Origin of the sequence: Stenotrophomonas africana, from assembly GCF_013004645.1 — a bacterium.
In the GTDB taxonomy this organism is placed as follows: Bacteria; Pseudomonadota; Gammaproteobacteria; order Xanthomonadales; family Xanthomonadaceae; genus Stenotrophomonas; species Stenotrophomonas africana.
This window is the reverse complement of record NZ_JABEME010000001.1, coordinates 234823-261588: the sequence shown is the minus strand read 5'-3', so window position 1 is coordinate 261588 and position 26766 is coordinate 234823. Positions and strand designations below refer to the sequence as shown.

The window sequence follows — 26766 nt, the reverse complement described above, 5'->3', positions numbered from 1 at the left end:
ATCCGGGTCGACGCGGACTGTAGAAATGAAAAAACCCGCTTTCGCGGGTTTGATCATTTGCTGAGTCATGGTGCCCAGGAGAGGACTCGAACCTCCACGAAGTTGCCCCCGCTAGCACCTGAAGCTAGTGCGTCTACCAATTCCGCCACCTGGGCGACTCAGGAGACGAATTATGGGGAACGACAGAGGATGTGTCAACAACATTTCACACTTTTTTCTGCGGCTGCACGCCCAGGTGATGCAGCAGGCTGCGCATCGCCGGTGACAGCTGCGCCCACTCGGCAAAACACGCACACAGGCGACGTTGTGCCCACGCATCGGAGAGCGGCACGGCGACGGTGTGCGTACTGCGTCGATGCTGATGGGCGATGGTCCGCGGCGCGATGCCGACACCGATACCGTGGCCGACCATGATGCACACGCCTTCGAAGGTCTTCATGCGGATGCGCACATCCAGGCGTCGCCCGATGTCGCGCGCCTGGTCCTCGATGTAGGTCTGCAGTGCATTGCCATCCGCGAGGGCGACGAAGGTCTCGCCGGCAACATCGGCGAAGGCCAGGCTGCGCTTCGATGCAAAGCGGTGGTTGACCGGCAGCAGCATCACCAGCGGATCTTCGGCCACCACATGCTGCTGCAGGCCGGCAGCGTCGACCGCATCACTGATGATGCCGGCTTCGGCCTGGCCAGCGCTGATCGCACGAACGACTTCGGGGCTGGTGCGCTCCAGCAGTTCCACGTGCAGGCGTGGGCGTTCGGCCAGCCACGGTGCCAACCGCGAGGGCAGGTAGTTGGTCAGTGCTGCGGTATTGGCATACAGATGCAGGGTGCCGCGAGCGCCATGCGCGAATGCCTGCAGTTCGCTGCGCAGCTGCGTCTGCTGCTGCAGGATCAGGCGTGCATGGTGGGCGAGGGCGGCGCCGGCTTCGGTCAGGCTGACGCCACGTGGATGACGGTTCAACAGCGGGGTGCCGGCATCGGCTTCGATCGTGCGCAGGCGTTCGCTGGCCGACGCCAGTGCCAGGTTTGCCTGCGCTGCGCCGGCCGTGATGCTGCCCGCCTCGGCAATCGCCAGGAACAGGCGCAGGTCGGCGATATCCATCCGCATGTGATGCCCTCATCGCAATGCCCGAGCCTTCGGATCAGCCGAAGGGTGGGCCGGGAAGACCGCATTGTGCGCCGTGCGACGGCCCGATCCAATGAAGGCATGAATGAATCGATGTACTTCTACGTGCTGCTGGTGGGGGTGTTCGTGCTGGCCGGTGTGGTCAAGGGCGTGACCGGCATGGGCCTGCCGACCGTGGCGATGGGGCTGCTCGGCAGTACGTTGTCGCCGGTGGCGGCGGCGTCGATGCTGTTCATTCCCACCTTCGTCACCAATGCGTGGCAGCTGTTGTCCGGGCCGTCGCTGGGCCACATCGTTCGGCGGCTGTGGCCGATGATGCTGGCGGTGGTGGCGGTGACGCTGGGTTCGGCAGCGCTGCTGGTGCGGGTTGATCGCACCGGGTCGCGCGTTGCACTGGGTGTAGCGCTGGTGGTCTATGCGGCCTATGCCCTGCTTGCGCCGGTGTTCCGCGTGCCGCAGCGGCGCGAGCGTTGGCTGGGACCATTGGTGGGGGCGTTGTCGGGCGTGGTGACCGGCGCCACCGGCGTGTTCGTGATGCCGGCCGTGCCGTACCTGCAGTCACTGGGGTTGCAGCGCGAAGAGCTGGTGCAGGCGCTCGGGCTGGCGTTCACCGTATCGACGATCTCGCTGACCACCGGCCTGGTGCTGCACGGCGCATTCGGCATCCAGCAGCTGGGGCTGAGTGCGCTGGCGGTGCTGCCGGCATTGCTGGGCATGTGGCTGGGGCAGGTGATCCGGCAGCGGATCAGTGCGCGGGTGTTTCGCGCCTGTTTCCTGGGGTTCCTGCTGCTGCTCGGCCTGGAGCTGGTGCTGCGGCCGTTGTTCTGATGCCGGGTTCCGGACATGAAAAAACCCGCTTTCGCGGGTTTTTCTCATTCTCGACGTGGTGCCCAGGAGAGGACTCGAACCTCCACGGTTTTACCCGCTAGTACCTGAAACTAGTGCGTCTACCAATTCCGCCACCTGGGCGTCGAGGAGCGAGATTATGGGGTGTTGTTACGGGGGTGTCAACACTTTTGCAGATCCGGGGGGCGGATCCCGTTTCGTCTGCGAAACGGACTCTGGCCCCAGGAGGCTCACGTTGGGTCAGAGCCTTTTCCTGTGGAAAGGGAACCGACCCAGGGCCGGCCCCATTGCCGGATTACAGGCAAAAAAAATCCCCGCCGAAGCGAGGAGTTTTTTCGTTGGTGCCCAGGAGAGGACTCGAACCTCCACGGTTTTACCCGCTAGTACCTGAAACTAGTGCGTCTACCAATTCCGCCACCTGGGCGTTCCAGAGGCGCAATTGTGAAGATGAACCCGCAGGCTGTCAACGACTTCCTGAATATTTTTCACGCAAGGCCTTGAAGACGGTCACTGACCCGTTCTGCACGCCGTCAGCGGCTACCATGTAGGGCGATGACTACCAAAAAACCAAGCAAGGGCGGGAGCACCTCCCGCAGCCAGGCCCCGAACAAGGGCGCCAAGGCGGGCGCAGCCCGCACCACCAAGCCGGGCAAGCCGTTGCCGGGCTGGTTCCCTGAATTGAATGAAGGCGGCGCGCCACCGCGAGGCCGCAAGGTCCGCAGTGCCGACGCCCCGGGCCCGGCCCCGGGCCGCAAGCTGCCGCCGACCGGCAAGGTGATCGACGATCCCTATGCCGCCCGCGAAGCCGAGAAATACGAACAGCCCATCGCCAGCCGCGAGGCCATCCTGGCCCTGCTGGAGCGTTGCGAAGGGCCGCAGACCGCTGAAGAACTGGGCGCGCGCCTGGGCCTGACCGCACCCGACCGGGCCGAGGCGCTGTCGCGCCGGCTCGGCGCCATGGTCCGTGATGGCCAGCTGGTACAGAACCGCCGCGGTGGCTTTGCCCCGATCCAGACCCTGAACCTGATCACCGGCGTGGTGATCGCCAACCCGGAAGGGTTCGGCTTCCTGCGCCCGGTCGAGGGCGGTGACGACCTGTTCCTGCCGCCGTATGAAATGCGCAAGGTCATGCACGGCGACAAGGTGCTGGCCCGCGTGACGGGCATCGATCACCGTGGCCGCCGCGAAGGCAGCATCGCACGCGTGCTTGAGCGCGGCATGACCCGTCTGATCGGTCGCTTCAGCATCGAGATGGGCATCAACTACGTGGTGCCCGACGACAAGCGCGTGCAGCGCAACGTGCAGGTGCCGCCAGACCAGACTGGTGGCGCGCGCGACGGTCAGCTGGTGGTCTGCGAGCTGACCCAGGCGCCGGACAGCCGCCGTCCGCCGATCGGTCGCATCATCGCCGTGCTCGGCGACAAGCTGACCGCCTCGCTGGTGGTGGAAACCGCCATCCACGGCCATGAACTGCCGTTCGAGTTCCCGCAGGAAGTGCTGGACGAAGCGGCCTCGGTGCCGCTGGTGGTCGAGCCGGCGATGATCGGCGGCCGCGTCGATCTGCGCAGCACGCCGCTGGTCACCATCGACGGTGAAGATGCCAAGGACTTCGACGACGCGGTGTACTGCGAGCCGAATGCCGATGGCTTCCGCTTGGTGGTGGCGATTGCCGATGTCTCGAACTACGTTCGCCCCGGTACGCCGCTGGACGAAGAGGCGCAGAAGCGCGCCACCTCGGTGTACTTCCCGGGCTTCGTGGTACCGATGCTGCCGGAGACACTGTCCAACGGCATCTGCTCGCTGATGCCGAAGGTCGACCGCATGTGCTTCGTCTGCGACATGCAGATCGACCGCGACGGCCTGGTCACGCATTCGCGCTTCTACGAGGCGGTGATGAACTCGCACGCGCGCCTGACCTACACCCAGGTGTGGAAGGCGGTGGGCGAGGACGATGCTGATACCAAGGCCTGGATGGGCGATCTGCTGCCGCAGGTGCAGCGCCTGCACCAACTGTACAAGGTGCTGTCGAAGGCACGTGCCAAGCGTGGCGCGATCGAGTTCGAAAGCAGCGAAGTGCGCTTCGTGCTGGACAACCGCGGTGAAGTGACCCAGGCCGGCATGCTGGTGCGCAACGACGCGCACAAGCTGATCGAGGAATGCATGATCGCGGCCAACGTCGAGGCGGCGAAGTACCTGCTGTCACGCCACGTGCCGGCTCCGTACCGCATCCACGAGAAACCGCCGGAAACCAAGTACGCCGACCTGCTGGAATTCCTCAAGGAGTTCAAGCTGAGCCTGCCGCCGTGGTCGAAGGTGCGCCCGGGCGATTACACCAAGCTGCTGAAAAAGATCCGCGACCGCCCCGATGCCACGCTGCTGGAATCGGTGCTGCTGCGCAGCCAGAGCCTGGCGATCTACAGCCCGGAAAATCACGGTCACTTCGGCCTGGCACTGGAGGCGTACGCGCACTTCACTTCGCCGATCCGTCGCTATCCCGACCTGCTGGTGCACCGTGCGATCAAGCACGCGCTGTCCGGCAAGCCGCTGGACAAGTTCACCTACAACGCGCGCGAGATGGCCGCGCTGGCACTGCAGTGTTCCGAGCGCGAGCGCCGTGCCGATGAAGCCGAGCGCGAGGTCGACGAGCGTTATCGCGCGGCGTGGATGGAAAAGCACGTGGGTGGCCAGTTCGATGGCGTGATCAGCGGCGTGACCAGCTTCGGCCTGTTCGTGGAGCTGGATGAGTCGAAGGTGCAGGGCCTGGTCCACGTCACCCAGCTGCCGCAGGACTATTACAAGTTTGACGCGACCCGCAAGACGCTGACCGGCGAGCGCCGCGGCAGCAGCTACCGGCTGGGCGACCGCGTGCGGATCCTGGTGCTGAAGGCCAGCATGGAAGAGCGCAAGATCGACTTCCGCCTGGTCGAGCACAAGGGCGAGGACGAGGGTGATGGCCTGCCGCCGCTGCCCGAGCGTGGCAAGCCGGCCAAGCGCACCAAGAAGCAATATTGAAAGGTACCGACCCACGGTCGGCACCCACCTCACCCGGTTGGCACCCACCGCTCGTCAGGTGGGTGTCGACCTTGGTCGGCACGATCTTCTGGAGGAACCCACCATGCAGGGCAAACCCGAATACAGTGGCGGCTGCCAGTGCGGCGCGATCCGCTTCCAGGCGCGTGGCGAGCTGACCGACAGCTCGATCTGCCATTGCCGGATGTGCCAGAAGGCCTTCGGTGCCTACTACGCGCCGCTGGTGTCGGTGCGCGGCGTGCAGTTCAGCTGGACCCGGGGCCAGCCCCGCTATTTCCAGTCGTCCAACGTGGTGCGGCGCGGCTTCTGCGCCGACTGTGGTACGCCATTGACCTACGAGGCGCCCGATGGCGTGGCGGTGGCTGCCGGCGCGTTTGACGAGCCCGAACGCCTGCCGCCGACGATCCAGTACGGGACCGAACGCAAGCTGCCCTTCGTCGACAGCCTGGCCAGCCTCCCGGCGCGACGTACCGAGGATGACATCGCTGCGCTGGATTTCCTGGCCACGATCGTGTCCCACCAGCACCCCGACCACGACACGCCGCACTGGCCGCCGCGCAGCCGTTGAGGTTTGTGTAGAGCCGAGCCCATGCTCGGCTGCCTTGAAGCGCGGCCGCCGCCGATGCTCTACCATAGCCACCCCCTTTCCGGTCCCCGCCCGCATGAGCAAGAACAGCCAGTGGATTGTCGGCGTCAACGCCGTCGCCTCCTCCATCGAGAACGACGCCGAGAACGTCCGCGAAGTGCTGGTCGAGGCCGGTGCGAAGAACCCGCGCCTGACCGAGATCGAGGAAAACGCCCGCCGCAAGGGCATCGACGTGCGCAAGGTGAACAGCCAGGCGCTGGACGGTGTTGGCGGTTCGGTGCGCCACCAGGGCGTGGCCGCGCGCTATGCCGCCGCCCGCACCTACAGCGAGAACGAGCTGGAAGGCCTGGTCACTGCAGCCGAGGGCAAGGCCCTGCTGCTGGTGCTGGACGAGGTGCAGGACCCGCACAACCTGGGCGCCTGCCTGCGCTCGGCCGCCGCGGCCGGCGCCACTGCAGTGATCATCCCGAAGGACAAGTCGGCCACGGTCAATGCCACTGTGCGCAAGACTTCGGCCGGTGCCGCCGATCTCATCCCGGTGGTGGCGGTGACCAACCTGTCGCGCTGCCTGAAGGACCTGCAGAAGCAGGGCGTGTGGATCTATGGCCTGGCCGGCGAAGCCACCGCCTCGCTGTACCAGCTGGACCTGAAGGGCAACATCGCCCTGGTGCTGGGGGGCGAGGCCGATGGCCTGCGCCGCCTGACCCGCGAGAACTGCGATGGCCTGGTCAAGATCCCGATGCCGGGCGAGATCGAGAGCCTGAACGTGTCCGTCGCCGCCGGCGTCAGCCTGTTCGAGGCCGTGCGCCAGCGCGGTTGATCGGCCGGCGTGATCTGAGCCCTTTTTTGATCGGAAGGATCGTGTCGACCAAGGTCGACACCTACCAAAGCGTGCATGACGGCTTTCCGACAACGCGCGGGAATCAGTCGAGTTCACGGCGTCCCCTGCCACCGGACCCACCCCGCCATTCAACGGAATGCCCCGTTGTTGACGTTGACGTTGTTTCGGCGGGTGCGGGGCGCAGCCCCGCATCGCCTCACCCAGCGCTGCCGCCCAGTGCCTTGAACAGGGTCACGTCGTTGTTCAGCTGGCCCTGGCGCACGCGCGCCAGCGACAGCTCGGCATCACGCCGGGTCTGCTGCGCTTCCAGCCACGTGCGCAGGTCGGTGGCACCCACGCGGTAGCGCACTTCCTGCGCGCGCTCCACTTCCACCGCTTCGTCATACGACGCCTGCGAGGCCGCCACCTGGCGCGCCAGCTGCTCGCGTGCCGACAGCGCGTTGTCCACTTCCGAGAGCGCGGTGTACAGCGTCTTGCGGAAGTTGGTCGCGGCGATCTGGTAGGTGGTGCCGGCGATGTCGGTATCCAGCTGCGCGCGCTGCAGGTTGAGGAACGGCAGCGACAGGCCGGCGCCCAGCGTGGCCACCGGGTTGCGCAGCACGTCACCCAGCGACGTTGCACTGGAGCCTAGGCTGCCGGTCAGGCTCAGCGCCGGGTAGTACTGGGTAGCGGTCACCTTGATGGTCTTCAGGCTGTTGCGCAGGCGCAGTTCGGCCGCGCGCAGGTCGGGACGGCGGCCGAGCAGGTCGGCCGGCAGTCCTTCGTTGATGCCGGGGCTGCGTGCGGCCAGCAGGTCCTGCGGTTCGTCCTGCTGCGGCCAGGGCGTGCCGTCCAGCAGCACTGCCAGTGCATTGCGCACTTCCACCCGCTGCTGTTCCAGTGCGCTCTGCGAGGCACGCTGCGATTGCAGGTTCTGCAGTGCCTGGCGCACTTCCAGGCGCGATACCGCACCAGCGTCGAAGCGGGCCTGCACCAGTTCGCGGGTGCGCTCCAGCCGTTCCAGGTTGGCCTGGCCGGTGGCGATGGACTGGTTGAGATAGGCCAGGTTCCAGTACTGGGTGATGGTGTCGCCGATCACCAGCAACGCGGTGTTCTGCCGGTCTTCCTCGCTGGCTTCGGCTTCCCAGCGGGCGATGTCGCGCTGGGTGCGCAGGCGGCCCCACAGATCGACCTCCCAGCCCAGCGAGACGCCGGTGGAATAGCTGCGTCGCCAGTCATCCGCCTGGTCGGTGGCGCGGCTGGCGCTGCCACTTACCCCGGAGGATGAAGGCTGCGGCCACAGCGCGTTGCTGGCCAGGCCGGCCTGCAGGCGCGAACGCTGCACGGCCAGGCCAGCGGCGGCCAGATCGCTGTTGGCGGCCAGCGCCTGCGCCACCAGGCGATCGAGACGTTCATCGCCGAAACCGGTCCACCAGGTGTCCTGGCGGATGTCGCGGCCTGGTGTATCCAGGCTGCTGCGCGGGTCGTCGGCCGGTGCGTTGAGGGTGGCATCGCCACGGCCGTAGCTGGCCGCTACGTCCGGGGCCTGCACCGGGTAGCGGCCCACCGAGGCACAGCCTGAGAGGGCGAGCAGAACAGCGCCCGCCAGCAGCAGGCGCGAGGGAGCGGACAAGGGCAGTCGGGTCATCATCATCTTCATTCGCGGGCCAGGGCCTCCACCGGGTCGAGCTGCGCGGCATTGCGCGCGGGCAGGAAACCGAACGCCACTCCGATCAGGGTGGAGCAGGCAAACGCGGCAACGATCGAGGCGGTGGAGAACAGCACCTGGAAGTCACTGGCGAAGCGGCCGATCATCGAGCCCAGCAGCAGGGCCAAGCCGATGCCGAGCACGCCGCCGAGCAGGCACACCAGCACCGCTTCGATCAGGAACTGTTGGCGGATGTCGCTCTGCCGTGCACCCACGGCCATGCGCACCCCGATCTCACGGGTGCGCTCGGTCACCGACACCAGCATGATGTTCATCACGCCGATGCCGCCCACCAGCAGCGCGATGGCGGCGATGGCGCCGATCAACAGGGTCATCGTGCGCGTGGTCTGCTCGATGGTCTCGCGGATCTCGGCGCTGTTGCTGAGGAAGAAGTCCTCGGTGCCATGGCGCATCGTCAACAGTCGGGTGATCGCTTCCTGTGCGGCATCCATCGGCGTGTCGTCGTCCACGCGCACGGTGATGCTGGAGACGTGGCTCTGACCGAGCATGCGTGACATCACCGTGGTGTACGGCACCCACACGCTGAGGCTGGTGCTGCCGCCGAAGCCGAAACTCTGACGCTTGGCCACACCGACCACGCGCGCCGGCACGTTGCCGAGCAGGATCACCTGGCCGACCGGATCGACATCGGGGAAGAACTGGGTCTGGGTGTTCTCGTCGATCACCGCCACCTGGCCCAGGCCCTTCACCGCATCGCTATCGAAGAAGCTGCCGCTGAGCAGGGTCACGCCCTTGACCCGGAAGAACTGCTCGCCAACGCCGCTGACCTGGGCGGTGGAGGACTGGTTGCGGTAGCGGGCGGTGACCGAGGTCGACACGCTGGGGGTGGCACTGTCAACGTAGCTCTGCTTTGCCAGTGCATCGGCATCGCTGGCCTTGAGCGTCTGAACCCGCGCCGAGCGCATGTCGCCGAAACCACGGCCGGGATAGACGTCGATGGTGTTGGTGCCGAGCGCGCTGATGTTCTGCAGGATCTGCTGCTGCGAGCCATTGCCCAGCGCCACCACCGAGACCACCGAGGCGATGCCGATGATGATGCCGAGCATGGTCAGGAAGGTACGCAGCCGATGTGCGTTCATCGCCAGCAAGGCCATGCGGAACGCTTCGGTGAAACGGTCGCGCGCCGCCCGCCAGCTGTTGCCGTGGGCAACACCGGTGCTGGCCTCGCGCTGCGCGCGGTAGCTCGGTGCGTTCGGGTTGGCGCGGTCGGCGATGATCTCGCCATCGCGGATCTCGATGATGCGCTGCGCATGTTCGGCAACGCTCATGTCGTGGGTGACGATGATGATGGTGTGGCCTTCGGCGTGCAGCTCGCCGAGGATCGCCATCACTTCCTCGCCGGATTTCGTGTCGAGCGCGCCGGTCGGTTCGTCGGCCAGGATCACCTCGCCGCCGTTCATCAGGGCACGTGCGATCGACACGCGCTGCTGCTGGCCACCGGACAGCTGGCCCGGCTTGTGATGCATGCGGTCGCTCAGGCCCAGCCGTTGCAGCAGCTGCTCGGCACGCGCGTTGCGCACGGGCCCGGGGCTGCCCGCATACACCGCCGGTACTTCCACGTTGCCGCGCGCATCCAGGTCGCCCAGCAGGTGGTAGCGCTGGAAGATGAAGCCGAAATGCTCGCGGCGCAGTTCGGCCAGCTCGTCCGGTTCCATCTTCCCGGTTTCGCGGCCGGCTACCTGGTAGCTGCCACGGGTGGGACGATCGAGGCAGCCGAGGATGTTCATCAGCGTCGACTTGCCCGAGCCGGACTGGCCGACGATGGCCACCATCTCACCGGCGTGGATGTCGAGATTGACGTCACGCAGCACGGCGATCACATCATCGCCGGCCGGGAATTCGCGTCGCAGGTCGCGCAGGCGCAGCAGCGGCGCCGTCGTGCTCATCGGCGCCCCATGCCCGGGCCGCCGACCCGCATCTGCATGCCGCCGCGGTTGCCGCCGCCGGCGCTTGCACCGGCCGCACCGGCTTCGCCCACCACCACGCGCTCGCCTTCCTTCAGCCCGGACAGGATCTCGGCCGAGGCGCCGTTGTTGATGCCCACGGTGACCTTGCGCGGCTGCGGCTGGCCCTTGTCGTCCAGCACCCGCACCATGCGCTCGTCGCCACGGCGCTTCGGCCCCAGCGCTACCGCCGGCACCATCAGCACGCCCTTGGCCTGCTTGAGCAGCACCGAGACCTGCGCGGTCATGTCGATGCGCAGCGTGCCGTCCGGGTTCTCCACATCGAACAGCGCGTTGTAGTACACCGCGCTGCTGGAACTGGAGCTGGACGAACTGCTGGAACTGGAGGAGTTCTCGTTGGCGATCGAGGCCGGCGCCGGATTGATCTGGCGCAGCGTGGCGTGGTACTTGCGGTCCGGCTCGCCCAGCGTGGTGAAGTACACCGGCATGCCGGCCTTGATCTTGACCACGTCGGCCTCGGAGATCTCGGCGTTGACCGTGACCACGTCCAGCCGCGCCAGCATCACGATGGTGGGCGCGGTCTGGTTGGCGTTCACGGTGCGGCCTTCCTCGGCCACCACCGCGACCACGGTGCCATCCATCGGCGCGGTGATGCGGGTGTAGGCGAGGTTGGCGCGTGCGGTGCCCAGCTCGGTTTCGCGGCCCTTGATCTGCGCCTCGTAGGACTGCAGCTGGGCGCGGGCAGTCTTCAACTGTGCTTCGGCGGCATCGTATTCCTGGCGCGAGGTGGCCTCGGCGGCCAGCATCTGCTTCTGGCGCGCGAACTCCAGTTCGGCCTGGCGCAGGGTGGCCTGCTGCACGGCGCGCTGGGCGGTGACCTGGTCCAGCGAGGCCTGCGCGTTGAGCACCTGGTTCTGCTGGGTGGTGGCATCGATCTCGGCGATCAGGTCGCCTTCCTTCACGGTATCGCCCAGCTGCACCTTCAGCGACTTGATCTGGCCCGAGGCCTGCGCACCGACGCTGACCAGCTTGTAGGCGTCGATCACGCCGGTGGCCTCCACGGTCTGCTCGATGTCGCCGCGGCTGACCGGGGTGGTCGCTACGGCCGGGGCGGCGGGCTTGCGCAGCAGCCACCAGGCACCTGCGGCGACGGCGAGGGCAAACAGGGCGATCAGTATCAGGCGACCTCGGCGGGTCGCGGGCAGCAGGCGGAACGTCACGTCGTGGCTTCACTCTCGGGGCCGCGGTGGCGGCGTTGGTGGGCATTGTGAAGATCGACCGACGGGGGGCCAATCCTCGGGGTATGTCTGTATGTAACACTGTCGGTGAATACGCGTAACCACAGGTATCCCGCCCATGGCTGGATACACTGGTACGCATTGCCCCGGATGCGGTTCAGCTGCCGACACGGGATGATCGCGACATGGAGACTGAAAACACGATGCATCGACTGCTGATCGTCGACGACGACAACGACATCCGCACCCTGCTGGCAGAACAGCTGGGCCGTGCCGGCTACCAGGTGAGCACGGCCGCCGACGGCACCGCCATGCGCCAGCTGCTGGACCGTGAGCACGTGGACCTGATCGTGCTCGACCTCAACCTGCCGCGTGAGGATGGCCTGACCCTGTGCCGCGACCTGCGCGCGCGCTCGAACACGCCGGTGATCATGCTGACCGCACGCGCCGAGCCGATCGACCGTGTGCTGGGCCTGGAAATGGGTGCCGACGACTACCTGGCCAAGCCGTTCGAACCGCGCGAGCTGCTGGCGCGCATCCGCAACGTGCTGCGCCGGACCGAGGCGCTGCCGGCCAATCTCGAACCCCTGGCGGTGCGGCGCGCACGTTTCTCGCGCTGGGTGTTCGACCTGGAACATCGCCACCTGGTGGATCCGGACGACCGCGTAGTGGTGCTGTCCGGCGCCGAGTTCCGCCTGTTGCGGGTGTTCATCGCCCATGCCAACAAGGTGCTGTCGCGCGAACAGCTGGTGGCGCTCAGCAGTGGCCGCAACTACGAAGCGCAGGACCGCGCCATCGACCTGCAGGTCAGCCGGCTGCGCAACAAGCTGGGTGACGACGGTGGCCCGGACGGCCTGATCAAGACCGTGCGCAACGAAGGCTATGTACTGGCCTCGTCGGTGAACCTGGAATAAGCCTGGATGAAGCGCCTGCGCCATTTCCTGTCCTCGATGGTCGGGCGGTTGTTCGTGATCCTGCTGCTGGGCATGAGCGTGGCCGCGATCGGCGCGACCATGCTGGCCACCTCCAAGCGTCAGCAGGAGTTCGAACGGCAGAATCTGAACCGCATCGCCGACCGCCTGCAGGGCTACGTCAACCTGCTCGATGGCAATCCGGAGCTGCGCGAGCGCCTGCTCGAGATCGGCGGGCCGAGCGTGCGTGCGCTGCAGCCGGGTGCTCGCCTGGGACGCGCCGACACCGCGCTGATGGAGGTACTGGAAGACCGTCCGGGGCCGGTGTCCCGCGCCCACGTGCACTTTGCTTCGTTCCGCTCGTGCATTCCCAAGCTGCAGGATCTGCTGCCGCCACCGCCGCCCGGGCACCGCCGGCATCCGCGCGAACGCGATCCGGCGTTCATCCCACCCAAGTGCCGTGCGGTGGACGTGACCCTCAACGACGGTACGCTGCTCAAGCTGGCACTGGATTCACCGGCCGTGGCGCACAACGGCATCCTTGCCGTGGACCCATGGTTCCTGACCCTGCTGGTGCTGGCGATTGCGGTGCTGGCGTACATCGTCGCGCGCATGGCCAGCGCGCCGCTGCAGGAACTGGCCGCTGCCGCCGAGGACCTCGGCGATGACCTGCAGCGTGATCCCTTGCCCCTGCGCGGGCCGCGCGAGGTGCAGCGTGCCGCCGAAGCCTTCAACGCCATGCAGCACCGCCTGCAGCGGCATCTGGCTGAGCGCACGCAGATGCTGGCGGCGATCACCCATGACCTGCAGACGCCGCTGACCCGCCTGCGCCTGCGCCTGGAAAACGTCGGCGATGAAGTGCTGCGCGAGCGCCTGATCGGTGATCTGGCGGCAATGCAGGCACTGGTGCGCGAAGGCCTTGAGCTGGCCCGCAGTGCCGAAAGCGCCGAACAGCGTGCCGCGCTGGACCTGGATTCGCTGCTGGAGAGCATTGTTGAAGACACGGCCGAGGGCGGCGGTGATGTCGTCTTCGAAGGCGGCAGCGGAGCGGTGTTGATGTTGCGTCCGCTGGCCATGCACCGCCTGTTTTCCAACCTGGTGGATAACGCGGTGATGTATGCCTACCGGGTGCGTGTACGGGTCGAGCGCAGTGGCGGTGCGATCACCGTAGTGGTGGCCGATGACGGTCCCGGCCTCGCCGAGGATCAGCTGGAGGCGGTGTTCGACCCGTTCGTGCGGGTGGAAACCTCCCGTTCGCGGGAAACCGGCGGTGCCGGGCTGGGCCTGACCATCGCCCGCGCACTGGCCGAGAAGGACGGCGCTCGCCTGTGGCTGCGCAACCGCGCCGAAGGTGGGTTGGAGGCGGTGGTGCAGTGGCCGGCCAGCGCGCAGGTGGTTCCTCCGGGCCGGGCCGGCTGAGTCCGCGCGCCGGCCAACGGTGACGCCAGGGCCGGGGTTTGGCCTATCATCTGCGCAACTCCCAAGTTTCCCGTCGATGAGCCAGCCTGTTCCCGCCGGCATGCCGTTCCGCGCTGCCCGGCCGTTCCCGCGCCCTGCCTGCTCCGGCGGCTGCATCTGGCCACCGCCGCTGCACTGATGGGCGGACAGGGGGGCAACGGGCGCTGGGTGGAGTGCCACGTATCGGGATTCAGGCGGGCGCTGCGGCAGGGGCTGCTGTGGCTGCTGCTGGCCCTTGCACTGCCGTTGGCAGCGCAGGAGGGGGCTCCGCCGCTGCGCGACTACGCTATCGATGTATGGACGTCGCGCAACGGCCTGCCGCACAACTCGCTGCGCGACATCGCGCAGACCCCCGAAGGCCACCTGTGGTTCGCCACCTGGGAAGGCCTGGTGCGTTACAACGGCCTCGATTTCACCGTGTTCGACCGCAGCACCCGCCCGGGCCTGCGCGACAACGGCATCGGCGCGCTGCTGGTCGACCGCCAGGGTGGTTTGTGGATCAGTGATTCGCGCGGCAACGTCAGCCACCGCGGCAACGATGGGCAGTGGCGTGTCTGGGAGCATCGGGCCGATACCCCGCAGGTGCTGATCCAGTCCATGCAGATGGACAGCCAGGGCCGTCTGTGGTTGCTGTATGAAGGCAAGGGCATCGGCTATCTGACACCGGACACCGGCATCGTCTACCAGGCGCCGGCGGCCGACCTGCCGATGGCGATGAGCTTCACCAAGCTGGTGGTTGATGCGCAGGACCGGGTCTGGGCCGGCACGCTGGACGGGCTGGTGCTGCGCGACAACGACGGCGTGCTCAAGCGGGCCCCTGCAGCCTGGGGGCTGGGCGCCGGCAGTGGGCTGTCGTGGCCGTACCGCGCTCCGGATGGCGCGCTGTGGATCGTCGCCGGCGAGCGCCTGTACCGGGTGGAGGATGACCAGCTGGTGTTGATGCACCGTCTGCCGGGCCAGCTGCACATGACCTCGATGCTGCAGGACCGCCACGGTGACCTGTGGCTGGGCACCGAGAACCAGGGCCTGCTGCGGATCTCCGCACATGGCCTGGAGCGGCTGCCGGCGGGCCTGAACCTGCCGGGTGGGCGCGTGGTCAGCCTGCGCGAGGACGCCGAAGGCAGCATCTGGGTGGGTGCCAATGGTGGCCTGTACCGCCTGCGCGAAACACTGTTCAGCAGCTACACCGAGCGCGATGGCCTCAGTGGCGACTATGTGCGCACCGTGTTCGAGGACCGCGACCGCCAGCTGTGGGTCGGCAGTGCCAGCGGCCTCGACCTGCAGACCACCGATGGCCGCTTCCGCGCGATGCCGCTGCACAACCGCGGCGGCAAGGCACCTTCGGTGCTCAGCCTGGCGCAGGGCCCGGACGGTGACCTGTGGGTCGGAACGTTCGGCGATGGCGTCTACCGTCTTGGCCGTGATGGCCGGCTGCGGCACAACTATGCCGCAGCCGATGGCATGCCGGGCGGCAACATCCGCGCGATCAGCGTGGACCCGCAGGGCGTGGTCTGGGCCGGCACGCAGAAGGGCGTGGTGCGCATCGATGGCGACCGCGTGCAGGTATCAGACATTGCGGGGATGCCCGGTGGCCTGATCACCGCGCTTGAGCACGATCATCAGGGCAACCTGTGGATCGGCACCATCGAGGGAATCCGCGTGCTGCGCGGTGACCACGTGCAGTCGATCGATCTGGCGCCGCTGGGCGGGGGCCGCAGTGTGTTCGGTTTCCACCAGCTGGGCGACGCGATGTGGATCAGCAGTGACCGTGGCCTGTACCGCTGGCGGAACGGCACGCTGGCGCGGGTGGGGCTGGAGCAGGGCATGCCGGTGGATGCGGTGTTCCAGCTGGTGCCGGATCGTCTTGGCAACGTGTGGATCAGCAGCAACCGCGGCGTGCTGCGCACCGACATGGCGACCCTCAATGCCGTGGCCGATGGCCGCGCACCGCGGGTGGTGGTGGAGCGCTACAACGAGATCGACGGGATGGCCAACGCGCAGGCCAACGGCAGCTCCGGGCCATCGGCCATCCTGCGCCAGGACGGCACGTTCTGGGTGGTCACCGCCGGAGGCCTGAGCACCGTCGACCCGCAACGCCTGCAACGCTTCCGCGAGCGCCTTTCACCGCCGGCAGCGATTGAAAGCGTGCAGGTGGATGGTGCACCGGTGCATTGGGAAGGTCCGGACCGGAACTACATTCCCGGCGGCCGCCGCTTGACGGTGAGCTACGTCGGCTTGAGCTACCTGATGTCTGACCGGATCCGCTACCGCACGCGGCTGGACGGCCTGGATGCGGGATGGGTCGAACGCGGCCCGCAGCGCAGCGTGGAGTTCGTCGGCCTGCCGCCGGGCGACTACACCCTGCACGTGGCCGCTGCCCATCCGGGTGGCAGCTGGGGCCAGCAGGAGGCGGTATGGAGCTTCACCGTGGAGCCGTTCTGGTGGCAGCGACGCAGCGTGCAGGTGCTGGGTGGCCTGTTGCTGCTGGCCGGGCTGGTGGCGCTGTACCGCCTGCTGCTGCAGCAGTTGAAGGCCAGCAACCTGCGCCTGGCGCGGCGGGTGGATGAAGCCACCTTCGACCTGCAGGCCAAGACCGTGCACCTGCAGGCGCTGAACCAGGAAAAGACCGAACTGGCCGAGCGTCTGGCACGCCAGGCCGAGGCCTTCGAACGGCAGGCCCGCGAGGATGCGCTGACCGGCCTGGCCAACCGCCGTGCCTTCGATGAAACCCTGGCCCGCGACTTCGCGCGTGCGCAGCGCAGTGGTCATCCGCTGTGCCTGGTGGTGCTGGACATCGACCACTTCAAGGACGTCAACGATCGCCACAGCCACAGCATCGGCGATGCGGTGCTGGTGCAGGTGGCGAGGCTGATCGCCGCCGCCAGCCGCGATTCGGACCTGCCGGCGCGGACCGGTGGCGAAGAGTTCGCGCTGCTGCTCAACGACACCCGCCTGGAGGAAGCCGCACAGCTGTGCGCGCGCCTGCGCGGCCTGTTCCATGACCATCCCGACTGGGCCGGCGTGGCCGGCCTGCGCGTGACCTTCAGCGCCGGCCTGGTGGAACTGGATGCCGATGACCGCACCCCGGCGCTGCTGTACCAGCGTGCCGACCGCGCGCTGTACCGCGCCAAGAGCGACGGCCGGGATCGTACGAGCATTGGTTGATTGCATCCACGCATGGCGTGAATCCACCGTTCGGTGAGTGGTGGGTGCGGACCGTTGGTCCGCACTGCGTGGATGCGGTTGCGCCGTTGGCTGGCTTACCGCGGCCAGGCGTTGGCGATGGTGCAGAACAACCGAGCAGTCTGCTCGGTGTCATACACCGCGCTGTGCGCCTCGTTGGCATCCCAACCCAGCCCGGCGGCCGTGGCTGCACGCGCCAGCACGGTCTGCCCATAGGCGATGCCGGCCAGGGTCACCGTGTCGAACACGCTGAACGGATGGAACGGATTGCGCTTGTGACCGGTACGTGCAACCGCCGCGTTGACGAAACCGAGGTCGAAATGTGCGTTGTGGCCGACCAGGATCGCGCGCTGGCAGCCGTATTTCTTCATCGCCGCACGCACCGGGGTGAAGATGTGGTCCAGCGCGGCTTTCTCTTCCTTGGCCAGCCGGAACGGGTGGTCGAGGATGATGCCGGTCACTTCCAGCGACTTCGGGTCGATCTCCAGGCCTTCGGCCGGTATCACGTGGGCGCTGGCGGTCTGGCCGGGGTAGAGCAGGCCGTTCTCGTCCATCTCGATCGGCACGGCAGCGATTTCCAGCAGCGCGTTGCGCTGGCTGTCGAAGCCGCCGGTTTCCACATCCACCACCACCGGCAGGAAGCCGCGGAAGCGTTGTGACATCGCGCGCTGCGCCTGGGGTACTACGGAATCGGGAGCGGCGGCAGGTGCGGGAGTGGGGTCAGTCATGCGTGAATTCTAGCAGAGCGACCCTGAGTGCCCGGCCAGCCTTCTGTGCATGGGTTCCCGGCGTGGGCGTGTGTCGACCAAGGTCGACACCTACCGAACCGCTGGCCGCGCAGGTGTGGCCGAGGGAGACCACCGCGCCAACCATGCATCCACGCTCAGTCTGCCGGCGCCGGTGAAGATCAGTGGCAGCAGCATCGCCATGAACAGCACCGGCAGCTTGAAGTTGCCGAAGCCCTGGTCAGTGATCGCATAGCCCATGGCGAGGTCGGCCAGCGAGTTCCACTCCATCGGCCAATGCACTGCATAGGTCGCCACAATGGTCAGCACCAGCAGGCTGGCTGCGGCAAACCGGGTGCCGAAGCCAACCAGCAGGCAGGCCGCGCCGATCAGTTCGAACCAGGTGGCGAGCTGCCAGTTCAGGGCGGCCGGCAGCTGGTCGAACGGGAACGGGAAGGCGTCCTGCAGATCGGCGAACCAGTTCTGGCCGTGCAGTTTCTCGCGGCCGGATTCGAAGAATTCCCAGGCCAGCAGCAGGCGCAGGCCGAGCGGGGCCAACCAGGGGGCGAGACGGTCCAGCTGGCCGCGCGCGGTGGCCAGGGTCGGGAGGTTCATAGGTGGTTCTCCGGGGGAAGGGGCGTCAGCTGGGGACTGCGAGCGGGCCGATCACGCTGGCCTGCAGGAACTGTTGCAGCAGCGCAGCACCGGGTAGGGCCAGCGCGTCATCGGCCAGGCCGTGCGCAGCAGCTAGCTGCTGCAGGTAGGCATGGCCATCGAGGCCGGGGTGTTCGCCGATGCTGGACAGCAGGTACACCGCCAGTCGGCTGAGTACGGCAAAGCGCACCTCGCCATCGGCCTCGCGACGGACCAGCAGGCCGGTCGGTTCGGCCGGCGGTTGTGACGGTGCGTCCTCGGCACCAAGCCGGTGCACGGGCCACCGGTACAGCAGCGGCCACGCCAGCGGCGAGCGCTGCAGCGGCACCCGCAGCGGGTCGATGTCACCTGGCACCGGCAGCGGCTCGGCAGGAAGCTGGTACAGCGCGGTTTCCACCCATTCGTAATGAGCAAGTTCGGCCAACGCCGGGTGCGGCAGCTGTGGCTGCGCCTGCAGCCACTCCACGAATTCGGCGGCCAGTTCGGTGAACAGCGGCGTCTGGCAGCGATGGGTCGCGAAGTACTGGCGCACCAGTCCGCTCCAGGCCGGTTCGCCGAGCAGGCGCATGCAGACCGGGAAGCCGTTGCTCAACAGGCCGAGCAGATTGTTGAACAGCAGCCGTTGGTACACCGCCACCCTGCGTGGCTCCAGGCCGGCCGGTGGCGGCACGCTCTCCGGATCGCGCAGATGGGCAGTGAACGCGTGCTGCTGCGCGCGCAGGGTGTCGGTGGCGTCAGCCATGTGCAGCCCCGGCGTGTGCGGTCTGCAGGCGGCGGATGGTCTGCAGTTCGCCCTGCAGTTCTGCATAGGGCGGGAAATTGAAATCGCGTTCGAGCAGGGTGGGGCGTGGGCCGATGCGCGCGTAGGTACGCGCCAACAGGTCCCAGACGGGATCGATCACCGCGCTGCCATGGGTATCGATCTTCAGGTCCGGTGCCTCGTCCAGGTGCCCGGCCACGTGCAGGCAGACGATGCGCTCAGCGGGCAGCCCGGCAATGAAAGTGTCGGCGTCGTAGCCATGGTTGCAGGCGTTGACGTAGACGTTGTTGACGTCCAGCAACAGGTCACAGTCGGCCTCGGCGAGCACGGCAAGGGTGAAGGCCAGTTCGTCCATCGCCGGTTCCGGTGCCAGGTAGTAGGACACGTTTTCCACCGCGATGCGGCGACCCAGCAGGTCCTGCACGCGGGCGATGCGTGCGGCGGTATGGCGCACTGCTTCGTCGGTGAACGGAATCGGCAGCAGGTCGTACAGGTGTCCGTCGTCGCTGCAGTAGCTCAGGTGCTCGCTATACAGCGGCACGCGGTGCTTCTCCAGGAACTGGCCGATCTGTTCCAGCAGACGGGTGTCCAGCGGCGCGCTGCCGCCCAGCGACAACGACAGGCCGTGGCAGCTCAACGGATGGCGCTGCGCCAGTTCGGCCAGTGCATCACCGGCGGGACCGCCGACGTGAATCCAGTTCTCCGGTGCGCATTCGAGGAAATCGAAGTCGCCGGCCGGTGCATCACGCAGCTCCTGCAACAGCGCCCGGCGCAGCCCCAACCCTGCGGCCGCCGCACGAAGCGGCGACCGCGGGCTGACGACGCTGGCGCGGACGTCAGTGCTTGGCACCGCACTTGCCTTCGCCACACTTGCCTTCGGCCGCCTTCTTGTCGCCGGTCTTGGCCTTGGCGCCAGCTGCCGCACCGGCAGCCTTGCCCTTGTCGGCGCCACACTTGCCTTCGGCAGTCTTGCCGTCGGCGCCACACTTGCCTTCGGCATGCTTGGTCGCGTCAGCGGCCATCTTGGTGTCGGCGGCCTTGGCGTCGGTACTGGCCTTGGCTGCCTGTCCGGCCACCAGGTAGCCCTGGGCGAGGTCGCTCATGCTCAGGGCCGAGGCACTGGCGGTCATGCCCAGGCCGGCGGCCAGGGCGGTAGCAGTCAGCAGGGACAGGGTCTTGTTGGAACTGCTCATCGGTCGTGCTCCTGGGTGGTGTGGGCGGGTGCCCGGGTGGCCGGCAGGGATGCCGGTGGAAACGATGGTGCAGCGATCCTACTCAACGAATCCTCGCCAAGAACTCAAATTTTCGTGAGGTTTGTTACAGAAGCATCCGGCAGGTTCGCACCGGGCAAGTCCGGCGCCCACAATGCGGGGGAACACCCCAAAAAATAAGGCCGCCGTCACAAGGACAGCGGCCACCCTGGATCCAACTCTGGTGTTGCAGTGCAGCGTCAGATCTGCCCGGTGCTGGAGGTCTCGTCGCGCTTCTCGCGCGGCGGCAGCGGCTGCTCGCCGTGCACCAGGAACCAGACGTTCTCGGCGATGTTGGTGGCGTGGTCGCCCACGCGCTCCAGGTTCTTGGCCATGAACAGCAGGTGCGTGCACGGGGTGATGTTGCGCGGGTCTTCCATCATGTAGGTCAGCAGCTCACGGAACAGCGCGGTGTACTGCGCGTCCAGGCGGGCATCGTCCTCGCGCAGTTCCAGCGCGGCATCGGCGTCGTTGTCGCGGTAGGCGGCAATGGCGCGGCGCACCTGCTGCGCGGCCAGGCGGCCCAGCGCACGCAGGCCCTGGATCTGCGGAAGCGGGGGCACCTTGCCCAGCGCGATCGAACGCTTGGCCACGTTCGCTGCATAGTCACCGATGCGTTCGATGTCGGCCGGGATGCGCAGGCCCGCCAGGATCTCGCGCAGGTCGCGCGCCATCGGGCCACGCAGCGCCAGGCGCATCACGTCGTGGCTGATCTGCTGCTCAAGCGCATCGATCGCTTCGTCGTTGGCGATGATGCGATGGGCAGCGTTCTCGTCGCGCTTCTCGATCACGTCCATCGCCGCTTCGAGCTGGGCGACGGCCATCTCGCCCATGCGCACGATTTCGGCCACCAGGCGCTGCTGCTCTTCGTCGTAGCTCTTGACGATGTGGTCGTTGGGAAGGTTCATGGTTGTTCCACTCTGTAGAGTCGAGCCATGCTCGACTGGCGTTGTCTGTAGAGCCGAGCCACGCTCGACTGGCGTTTCAGCCGAAGCGACCGGTAATGTAGTCTTCGGTCTGCCGCTGCGACGGCTGCGAGAAGATCACTTCGGTGCGGTCATGCTCGATCAGGTCGCCCAGGTACATGAAGGCGGTGTAGTCGGACACGCGCGCGGCCTGCTGCATGTTGTGGGTGACGATGACGATGGTGTACTCGTGCTTGAGCTCTTCCACCAACTGCTCGATGCGGCTGGTCGAGATCGGGTCCAGCGCCGAGGTCGGCTCGTCCAGCAGCAGCACCGACGGGCGCAGCGCCACGGCACGGGCGATGCACAGACGCTGCTGCTGGCCACCGGACAGGCCCAGCGCGCTCTGCCCCAGCTTGTCCTTCACTTCGTCCCACAGCGCGCCCTGGCGCAGCGCCTGCTCGACGCGGTCGGCCATGTCGGCCTTGCTCAGCTTCTCGTGGTGGCGGATGCCGTAGGCGACGTTCTCGAAGATGGTCATCGGGAACGGCACCGGCTTCTGGAACACCATGCCGACCTTGCTGCGCAGGCGGTTCATCGGGTACTTCGGCGACAGGATGTTCTCGCCGTCCAGCAGCACTTCACCGCGCGCTTCCAGCTTCGGGTACAGCGCGTAGATGCGGTTGAAGATGCGCAGCAGGGTCGACTTGCCGCAACCGGAGGGGCCGATCAGCGCGGTCACGCGCTTTTCCGGAATCTCCAGGTTGATGCCCTTCAGGGCGTGGAACTTGTCGTAGTAGAAGTCCAGTCCACGCGCAGCCAGCTTCACCGGCGACGGCGTGTGCAGGCTCTCGTGCGAGGACGGCACGGCGATGCGCTGCATCGGCACGGCGTTGGAAAGGTCGTTCATGGCGTTATCCACGGAAAGGTCAGTCATGGGAGATACGGTTGCGCAGCAGGATGCCGCGGGCGGCAAGGCTGACCAGCAACACGAAGACAGTCAGCACCAGGGCACCGGCCCAGGCCAGGACCTGCCAGGATTCATACGGGCTGCCGGCGAACTGGTTCATCACCACCGGCACCGAGGCCATCGGCTGGAAGATGTTGTTGTTCCAGTACTGGTTGCCGAAGGCGGTGAACAGCAGCGGCGCGGTCTCGCCGGAGATGCGGGCCAGCGCCAGCAGGATGCCGGTGATGATGCCGGCCGAGGCACTGCGGTACAGCACCTGCACGATCACCTTCCACTGCGGGATGCCCAGCGACAGGGCCGCTTCACGCATCTGCGAGGGCACCAGGCGCAGCATCTCGTCGGTGGTGCGCACCACCACCGGCAGCACGATGAAGGCCAGCGACAGGGCACCGGCGAACGCCGAGAAGTTGCCGCCGGTCTGCATCACGTACAGGGTGTAGACGAACAGGCCGAGCACGATGGACGGGGCCGACAGCAGGATGTCGTTGACGAAGCGGACCACGGTGCCGGCCTTGCGGGCGTTGCCGTACTCGGCCAGCCAGGTACCGGCCAGCACGCCCAGCGGGGTGCCGATGCCGATCGCCAGCGCACACATCACTGCACTGCCGAAGAAGGCGTTGGCAAGGCCGCCTTCCTGCATCGGCGGCGGCGTCATCTTGGTGAACAGATCCCAGTTGATGCCGGCCAGGCCTTTCGAGGCCAGGGTGAACAGGATCCAGCCAAGGAAGAACAGGCCGAACAGCGCGGTGGCGCAGGAAGCGGTGATCGCAACGACGTTGCCGATGCGGCGGCGAAGGTACAGCGAATCAGCGGTGGTGGACATCAGTTGCCCTCCTTGCGGGACAGGCGCATCAGCATCAGGCGGGCGATGGCCAGCACCACGAAGGTGACGATGAAGAGGACGAAGCCGAGCAGCAGCAGCGCCGAGCGGTAGGTTTCAGTGGCTTCGCCGAAATCGTTGGCGATCAGCGCGGCGATGGTGGTGCCCGGTTCCAGCAGCGACGGCGACAGGCGCACGCTGTTGCCGATCACGAAGGCCACCGCCATCGTTTCGCCCAGGGCGCGGCCGAGGCCGAGGAAGATGCCGCCGATCACCGCCGAGCGGGTGTAGGGCAGGACGATGTCCCAGCTCACTTCCCACTTGGTGGAGCCCAGCGCGTAGGCCGATTCCTTCAGGCGCGTCGGCACGGTCAGGAACACTTCGCGCATCACCGAGGAGATGAACGGAATGACCATGATGGCCAGCACGAAACCGGCGGTGAGCATGCCGATGCCGAGCGGCGGGCCCTGGAACATCGGGCCGATGATCGGCCATTCGCCCAGGGTCTCGTTGAGGAACGGGGTGACGTACTCGGTCATCACCGGTACCAGCACGAACAGGCCCCACATGCCGTAGATGATCGAGGGAATGCCGGCCAGCAGTTCGATGGCGGTACCGACCGGGCCACGCAGCCAGCGCGGCGCGACTTCGGTGAGAAAGAAGGCGATGCCGAAGCTGACCGGCACGGCGATGACCATCGCGATGAGCGCGGTGACCAGGGTGCCGTAGATCGGGGCGAGGGCGCCGAACTTGTTTTCGACCGGATTCCAGTCGGCAGAGAAGAAGAAGCTCAGGCCCTGCATCTGCAGGGCATGGCGGCCGCCCCACAGCATCGACAGCGCGGCGCAGGCAAGGGCGATCAGGACGAAGATGACGGTGCCGACCAGCACCCATCGGAACAGTTTGTCGTTGCGGGCATCACGCGTATCACGCGTGGACGGGGCTGCTACAGGCTGGGCGATGGCATTCATGGGGACGGCAGGGCCAGGAAGGGGCGGGGCGGCACGGCGTGGAAGAGGCGGTGCCCGCGCGGGGCGGGCACCGTCGTGTCCATCACTTCAGGTCGGTCGCCCAGTAGGCCTCGATCTGCTTGACCAGTTCGGCCGGCAGCGGCACGTAGTGCAGCTCGTTGGCCTGGGCCTGGCCGTTTTCGAAGGCCCACTTGAAGAAGGCCAGGGTGTCCTGGTTGCGCTTGGCGTCCTTCGGCTGCTTCTGCATCAGCATGAAGTTGGTGGCGGTGATCGGCCACGCCTGCTCGCCCGGGGCGTTGGTGATGACCAGGTTGAAGTCCTTGGCGCTGGCCCAGTCGGCGCTGGCGGCCGCGGCGGCGAAGGTTTCCGCGCTCGGCTCGACCCAGTTGCCGGCCGCGTTCTGCATGGCGGTGTACGGCATGCCGTTCTGCAGCGCGTAGGCCAGTTCGACGTAGCCGATGGAGCCCTTGATCTGCTTCACGTAGGAAGCAACGCCTTCGTTGCCCTTGCCACCAACACCGTCCGGCCACTGCACCGAGGTGCCTTCGCCGACCTTGCTCTTCCACTCCGGGCTGACCTTGGACAGGTAGTTGGAGAAGTTGAAGGTGGTGCCCGAACCGTCCGAACGGTGAACCAGGGTGATCTTGCCTTCCGGCAGCTTCACGCCCGGGTTGGCGGCGACGATGGCCGGGTCGTTCCAGGTCTTGACCTTGCCCAGGAAGATGTCGGCCAGCAGGGCGCCGCTCAGGCGCAGCTTGCCGGCTTCCAGGCCTTCGATGTTGACCACCGGCACCACGCCGCCGATGGCGGACGGGAACTGGGCCAGGCCGGCCTGGGCCAGCTCTTCGCTGCTCAGCGGCTTGTCGGAGGAACCGAAGTCGACGGTGCCGGCCTTGATCTGGGCGATACCGCCGCCCGAGCCGATCGACTGGTAGTTGATCTTGGCGCCAGTGCTGGCGTTGTAGTCAGCCGACCACTTGGAGACCAGCGGGAAGATGAAGGAAGCGCCGGCACCGGACACTTCGGCGGTCACCTTGGCACCGGCAGCGGCCGGAGCGGCGGCACCGTCGGCAGCCGGCTGCTGCGCTGCCTGCTTGTCGCCACCGCAGGCCGACAGGCCCAGGGCGATGGCCAGGGAAAGGGCGGCAAGGCCGGCCGAGTGCAGTTTCATGGTCACTCCATAGCGGGGTAGAGCCGACGGCGTCGGCGGATGCGGCTATGAAATGATGTTTTTGTTACAGCCGTATTACGACCATGACAGAGGTGCCCTGGATCACGTTCTGACAAGGGTTTCACAGCGTTGGCACCAATCGGGCAGGTGCCCGGAAACCCCCAATCTGCGCACCGATATGACGGCCGGTTGGCCCTTGTAGAGTCGAGCCATGCTCGACTGCTCCCTGCCCCCGGTAGGTGCGGACCGTTGGTCCGCACGCTCCAGCACCCAGCCGAGCATGGGCTCGGCTCTACAAACGCTCCTGCCTTTGCTCCTGCCTTCCATGACCCCACCGCGCCCCGATGAACCGTCCAGAGTCGGTGCAGGGCCCAGCCCGGGACCGTTCGCGCCATGGATGGCGCGATCGAGCCCCCATGGACGGGTTTACGGCGTGTCCCGGGCTGGGCCCTGCGCCGAATCCGGGCAGTAGATTGGAAGCGCAGCGCTCTTCACGACCAATCCCCCAAAAACAAGATGAGCGCGAGATCTCGAGGATCTCGCGCCCTGGGCGGGATCGGCGGGGGAGAGAGGACCCGCCGATCCCGTTCCTGCGGGGGAACGCTTACTTCAGGTTCTGCGACCAGTAGGTCTCGATCTGGCGGACCAGGCTGTCCGGCAGCGGCACGTAGTCCAGCTGGCGGGCCTGGGCGTCGCCGCTCTTGTAGACCCAACGGAAGAACTCCTGGGTGGCCTTGCCGTTGGCAGCGTTCTTCGGCTTCTTGTGCACCAGGATGAAGTTGGTGGCGGTGATCGGCCAGGACTCGGCGCCCGGGGCGTTGGTCATCACCAGGTAGAAGTCCTTGGCGCTGGCCCAGTCGGCGCTGGCAGCGGCGGCGGCGAACGAGGTGTCGCTCGGCTGCACGAAGCGGCCGGCGGCATTCTTCATCGCGGTGTACGACAGCTTGTTCTGCAGCGCATAGGACAGTTCGACGTAGCCGATGCCGCCCTTGATCTGCTTCACGTAGGCAGCAACGCCTTCGTTGCCCTTGCCGCCGATGCCGGCCGGCCACTGGACCGAGGTGCCTTCACCGACCGAGCTCTTCCACTCCGGGCTGACCTTGGACAGGTAGTTGACGAAGTTGAAGGTGGTGCCCGAGCCGTCCGAACGGTGCACGACGGTGATCTTGGCGCTCGGCAGCGTCACGCCCGGGTTCAGCGCGGCGATGGCCGGGTCGTTCCAGGTCTTGATCTTGCCCAGAAAGATGTTGGCCAGCACGGTGCCGTCCAGCTTCAGCGCGCCCGGGGCGATGCCGGCCACGTTGACCACCGGCACCACGCCGCCGATCACCGAGGGGAACTGCGCCAGGCCCGACGCCGCCAGTTCTTCCGGCTTCAGCGGGGCGTCGGACGAGCCGAAATCAACGGTCTTGGCCTTGATCTGCGCAATGCCGCCGCCGGAACCGATCGACTGGTAGTTGACCTTGTTGCTGGTGGCGGCGTTGTAGTCGGCCGACCACTTCGACATCACCGGGTAGATGAACGAGGCGCCCGCGCCGGTGATTTCAGCGGCGTTGGCGGCGAACACGGACGACGCTGCGAAGACGGCAACGGCAACGCGCGACTTGAAGGCGTGGATCACGGGGTGGCTCCTGGGTTGATTGGGATGCGGGGTTACCCGCCCGGCGCACATTCCATAACGGTTCGATGACAACGCAGGGACCGTTGTATGA

The 26766-nt window shown here is 66.9% G+C and carries 22 protein-coding genes and 3 tRNA genes; 7 read left to right on the top strand and 18 right to left on the bottom strand.

Going from position 1 to position 26766, the window contains the following annotated elements:
* Positions 1–68 precede the first annotated feature (68 nt).
* Together HLA98_RS01495 and HLA98_RS01490 are read right to left on the bottom strand one after the other, a co-directional pair.
* Positions 69–155: transfer RNA gene (locus HLA98_RS01495), tRNA-Leu, on the bottom strand.
* 50 nt (positions 156–205) lie between these two features.
* Positions 206–1105 (bottom strand): LysR family transcriptional regulator, encoded by a 900-nt coding sequence (locus HLA98_RS01490; RefSeq protein ID WP_057501997.1) that lies wholly within the window; start codon positions 1103–1105, stop codon positions 206–208.
* A gap of 99 nt (positions 1106–1204) precedes the next feature.
* Between HLA98_RS01490 and HLA98_RS01485 the strand changes: the two genes are divergently transcribed.
* Entirely contained in the window at positions 1205–1951 is a 747-nt protein-coding gene (locus HLA98_RS01485) for a sulfite exporter TauE/SafE family protein (RefSeq protein WP_057501998.1), read from the top strand.
* Positions 1952–2007: 56 nt separating this feature from the next.
* On the opposite strand, the gene HLA98_RS01480 is transcribed toward HLA98_RS01485, so the two are convergent.
* Together HLA98_RS01480 and HLA98_RS01475 are read right to left on the bottom strand one after the other, a co-directional pair.
* A tRNA-Leu gene (locus tag HLA98_RS01480) sits at positions 2008–2092 on the bottom strand.
* A 216-nt stretch (positions 2093–2308) separates the two neighbouring features.
* Positions 2309–2393: transfer RNA gene (locus tag HLA98_RS01475), tRNA-Leu, on the bottom strand.
* Positions 2394–2521: 128 nt separating this feature from the next.
* Here HLA98_RS01475 and rnr point away from each other — a divergent pair.
* From rnr to rlmB, 3 genes are all read left to right on the top strand, one after another.
* Entirely contained in the window at positions 2522–4981 is a 2460-nt protein-coding gene (rnr, locus tag HLA98_RS01470) for a ribonuclease R (RefSeq protein ID WP_057501764.1), read from the top strand.
* Positions 4982–5084: 103 nt separating this feature from the next.
* On the top strand, positions 5085–5567 hold the full coding sequence (locus HLA98_RS01465; RefSeq protein ID WP_057501765.1) for a GFA family protein: 483 nt from the start codon (positions 5085–5087) through the stop codon (positions 5565–5567).
* Between the two features lie 94 nt (positions 5568–5661).
* Positions 5662–6405, top strand: coding sequence for a 23S rRNA (guanosine(2251)-2'-O)-methyltransferase RlmB (gene rlmB, locus HLA98_RS01460; protein WP_005408775.1), 744 nt, complete (start codon positions 5662–5664; stop codon positions 6403–6405).
* A 217-nt stretch (positions 6406–6622) separates the two neighbouring features.
* Here rlmB and HLA98_RS01455 read toward each other — a convergent pair whose 3' ends face one another.
* From HLA98_RS01455 to HLA98_RS01445, 3 genes are read right to left on the bottom strand one after another with little or no spacing between them, the layout of a single operon-like run.
* On the bottom strand, positions 6623–8056 hold the full coding sequence (locus tag HLA98_RS01455) for an efflux transporter outer membrane subunit (protein WP_375516118.1): 1434 nt from the start codon (positions 8054–8056) through the stop codon (positions 6623–6625).
* Between the two features lie 5 nt (positions 8057–8061).
* Positions 8062–10020, bottom strand: coding sequence for a MacB family efflux pump subunit (locus tag HLA98_RS01450; RefSeq protein ID WP_057501767.1), 1959 nt, complete (start codon positions 10018–10020; stop codon positions 8062–8064).
* Entirely contained in the window at positions 10017–11258 is a 1242-nt protein-coding gene (locus tag HLA98_RS01445; protein WP_057501768.1) for an efflux RND transporter periplasmic adaptor subunit, read from the bottom strand. Before HLA98_RS01445 ends, HLA98_RS01450 begins: the two co-directional genes overlap by 4 nt.
* A gap of 203 nt (positions 11259–11461) precedes the next feature.
* Between HLA98_RS01445 and HLA98_RS01440 the strand changes: the two genes are divergently transcribed.
* The 3 genes from HLA98_RS01440 (at position 11462) to HLA98_RS01430 (ending at position 16810) form a co-directional block, all read left to right on the top strand.
* The gene (locus HLA98_RS01440) at positions 11462–12190 is read left to right on the top strand and encodes a response regulator (RefSeq protein WP_005408779.1); all 729 of its coding nucleotides are present in this window, start codon (positions 11462–11464) and stop codon (positions 12188–12190) included.
* Between the two features lie 6 nt (positions 12191–12196).
* Positions 12197–13606 (top strand): ATP-binding protein, encoded by a 1410-nt coding sequence (locus tag HLA98_RS01435; RefSeq protein WP_057501769.1) that lies wholly within the window; start codon positions 12197–12199, stop codon positions 13604–13606.
* 177 nt (positions 13607–13783) lie between these two features.
* Positions 13784–16810 (top strand): ligand-binding sensor domain-containing diguanylate cyclase, encoded by a 3027-nt coding sequence (locus HLA98_RS01430; RefSeq protein WP_057501770.1) that lies wholly within the window; start codon positions 13784–13786, stop codon positions 16808–16810.
* Between the two features lie 95 nt (positions 16811–16905).
* Here the strand turns inward: HLA98_RS01430 and rnt are convergent, their stop codons facing one another.
* The 11 genes from rnt to pstS (HLA98_RS01375) form a co-directional block, all read right to left on the bottom strand.
* Positions 16906–17556 carry a ribonuclease T gene (rnt, locus tag HLA98_RS01425; RefSeq protein ID WP_373695565.1) on the bottom strand — a complete coding sequence of 217 codons (651 nt, stop codon included), beginning with the start codon at positions 17554–17556 and terminating at the stop codon, positions 16906–16908.
* A 90-nt stretch (positions 17557–17646) separates the two neighbouring features.
* Entirely contained in the window at positions 17647–18168 is a 522-nt protein-coding gene (locus HLA98_RS01420) for an HvfX family Cu-binding RiPP maturation protein (protein WP_057501771.1), read from the bottom strand.
* A 25-nt stretch (positions 18169–18193) separates the two neighbouring features.
* Entirely contained in the window at positions 18194–18949 is a 756-nt protein-coding gene (locus HLA98_RS01415) for an HvfC family RiPP maturation protein (RefSeq protein WP_057501772.1), read from the bottom strand.
* Positions 18942–19817 carry an HvfB family MNIO-type RiPP peptide maturase gene (locus tag HLA98_RS01410; protein ID WP_057501773.1) on the bottom strand — a complete coding sequence of 292 codons (876 nt, stop codon included), beginning with the start codon at positions 19815–19817 and terminating at the stop codon, positions 18942–18944. The genes HLA98_RS01415 and HLA98_RS01410 overlap by 8 nt, the downstream gene beginning before the upstream one ends.
* Positions 19804–20160 (bottom strand): HvfA family oxazolone/thioamide-modified RiPP metallophore, encoded by a 357-nt coding sequence (locus tag HLA98_RS01405; RefSeq protein ID WP_057501774.1) that lies wholly within the window; start codon positions 20158–20160, stop codon positions 19804–19806. The genes HLA98_RS01410 and HLA98_RS01405 overlap by 14 nt, the downstream gene beginning before the upstream one ends.
* Positions 20161–20417: 257 nt before the next feature.
* Positions 20418–21125 (bottom strand): phosphate signaling complex protein PhoU, encoded by a 708-nt coding sequence (phoU, locus tag HLA98_RS01400; protein ID WP_049444209.1) that lies wholly within the window; start codon positions 21123–21125, stop codon positions 20418–20420.
* A gap of 76 nt (positions 21126–21201) precedes the next feature.
* Positions 21202–22032, bottom strand: a complete 831-nt coding sequence (gene pstB / locus HLA98_RS01395) for a phosphate ABC transporter ATP-binding protein PstB (RefSeq protein ID WP_005408788.1) — start codon at positions 22030–22032, stop codon at positions 21202–21204.
* 19 nt (positions 22033–22051) lie between these two features.
* The gene (gene pstA, locus HLA98_RS01390) at positions 22052–22915 is read right to left on the bottom strand and encodes a phosphate ABC transporter permease PstA (protein WP_032127902.1); all 864 of its coding nucleotides are present in this window, start codon (positions 22913–22915) and stop codon (positions 22052–22054) included.
* Positions 22915–23883 carry a phosphate ABC transporter permease subunit PstC gene (gene pstC, locus HLA98_RS01385; protein ID WP_049444211.1) on the bottom strand — a complete coding sequence of 323 codons (969 nt, stop codon included), beginning with the start codon at positions 23881–23883 and terminating at the stop codon, positions 22915–22917. Before pstC ends, pstA begins: the two co-directional genes overlap by 1 nt.
* A gap of 82 nt (positions 23884–23965) precedes the next feature.
* Positions 23966–25054 (bottom strand): phosphate ABC transporter substrate-binding protein PstS, encoded by a 1089-nt coding sequence (gene pstS, locus HLA98_RS01380; RefSeq protein ID WP_057501775.1) that lies wholly within the window; start codon positions 25052–25054, stop codon positions 23966–23968.
* A 604-nt stretch (positions 25055–25658) separates the two neighbouring features.
* Positions 25659–26675 (bottom strand): phosphate ABC transporter substrate-binding protein PstS, encoded by a 1017-nt coding sequence (gene pstS / locus HLA98_RS01375; protein WP_049444582.1) that lies wholly within the window; start codon positions 26673–26675, stop codon positions 25659–25661.
* Positions 26676–26766: the final 91 nt, after the last annotated feature.